3 pseudogenes are annotated in these 1,671 nt (G+C 59.4%); 1 reads left to right on the forward strand and 2 read right to left on the reverse strand.

The features are described 5' to 3' along the window. Window positions 1-550 precede the first annotated feature (550 nt). Window positions 551-849: pseudogene (locus EOA85_RS34695) on the reverse strand (transposase); the annotation flags it as partial. A 26-nt stretch (window positions 850-875) separates the two neighbouring features. Between EOA85_RS34695 and EOA85_RS34700 the strand changes: the two are divergent. After that, window positions 876-1,082, forward strand: a pseudogene (locus EOA85_RS34700) (transposase); the annotation flags it as partial. Between the two features lie 20 nt (window positions 1,083-1,102). Here EOA85_RS34700 and EOA85_RS34705 read toward each other — a convergent pair. Beyond that, window positions 1,103-1,334, reverse strand: a pseudogene (locus tag EOA85_RS34705) (transposase zinc-binding domain-containing protein); the annotation flags it as partial. Between the last annotated feature and the right edge of the window lie 337 nt (window positions 1,335-1,671).

The following is a 1,671-nucleotide window of genomic DNA, read 5'->3' on the forward strand; positions in this document are numbered from 1 at the left end:
GGCAAATGCTCGGTCACCTGGTTCAACAGACGGACAACATGGCCCGGCTCGAATTCGCCGCCCGAGCGGAGGACGAAAGCAATCGTCTTCGTGCTGTCAGGACTTTCTCGAGCCTCACCTTTGGATCGTTCTGCAAGCGGGAGACCCGGAGCGGCGGCATTTTCGGTGAGCGTAAGCATGGGACGATGTCTCCAGTCCGTAACGCGTTTGCGGATGACACCGCATGTTCCGTGCCAGACAAGAAAACGGTTTCAAACCAACCTGATAGATCTGACTCTACTACGCAGCGCATCCGACATTGTCGGAAATCGGACAAGGCGGAACGTGGTTGAATACGAGAAGCTCCGTATTCTAAGCAAGGCCCGCGAAGATCGCGAGCGGTGCCCGAGAGCACGATCAATTCATCCTTGACGAAGCTGTCCGCGAGCGGCTGGTCGCAATGATCGTGGACCTTCAATAAGCTCTAGTAGATCCCCGATACACCACATCGCGAACGCAACCCGAGCAGGTCGCAGCAGTGGGCAAGCTTTTTGGGTGCGGTACGAATGCCGAGAAAGCCGTAGTAGCGGATGCGATGGAAGCGGCGGGGCAGGAGTTGCAACAAGAAGCGGCGAATGAACTCGTCGGCCGAGACGGCCATGACCTTTTGCCGATTGCCGTGCCGATAGTACTTCCAGCGGAAACGAACAGCCGTCCTCGATGTCGATGAGGTGGTTGTTGGAAATGGCGCCGCGGTGCGTGTAGCGGCCGAGGTAGCCGCAGAAACGGGTCCGGCGAAGGCGGCTTGCCATAGACGTAGCGGTGGCCGGCCAGGTGCAGTTCTTCTCTGGCTTGCAGCCCTGCGGGAGCGCGACGCCATTTCGGCGCTATTTGGCGCCGCCGATCCCAAGCACCTGCGCGCCGAGATTGGTTTCTTCGCCGTGCCTGCACACCTGGGGCCAGAACCTGCTTCATCATCCGCATCTGCACTGCCTCGTCACCGGCGGAGGATTTGCCTCGCGACGGTCATCCTGGATCGCCTGCAGCCCTGCTTCTTCCTCCCGGTCCGCGTACTCTCGCGCCTGTTCCGACGATTGTTTATCGCATGGAAGTTCCAGGAAGTGCGCAGGGTCGCAGCGGCGACGCGGAAGAGAAGGCCGTAGACGGGCAGCGGCTCCGGCAGCGTGAAGACGACGTGAAAACGCTGTGTGTCAAGAAGCTCGGCGGGACGCTCTATCCAGCCATTGCGCGCGCGCCAGCGATTGGCAGCGGGGGCAATGTCTGTCGCGGCAGCTATTGAGGGCGATGCGCCGGTGGCCGCGTTGATCACATGCTTCGACGTTCCCGCCGAGCGCCGGCCAGCAGGCGCAACTGATGGAACTGATGGCGGCCGCGTATTGTTCCTGAGTGGCGGTTGATCCACGGCCGCAGCCGCCCCACGACTGGTCTCTCTTCCGGCTCGCACTGATCGGCCAGTATACCAAGGCCGTCGCCAATCGTGTTAGCTTGCTCATGCTTAACAGGCCGTGAACTGGCCGGGTCCCTAACACCCGCTAGATTCGAGTAAAGCATGCGTTCGACAGATCGTGAAAACTGGCGCAATAGTCCGACACAGTTCCGCTATTGAGATAGTATAATGTATCAGTATACAGGCGAATTTTTTGATAACCTGCCTCAAGAAGCTCTCTATCT

The sequence above is a fragment of the Mesorhizobium sp. M5C.F.Ca.IN.020.29.1.1 genome, assembly GCF_003997375.1.
GTDB classification, from domain to species: Bacteria; Pseudomonadota; Alphaproteobacteria; order Rhizobiales; family Rhizobiaceae; genus Mesorhizobium; species Mesorhizobium wenxiniae.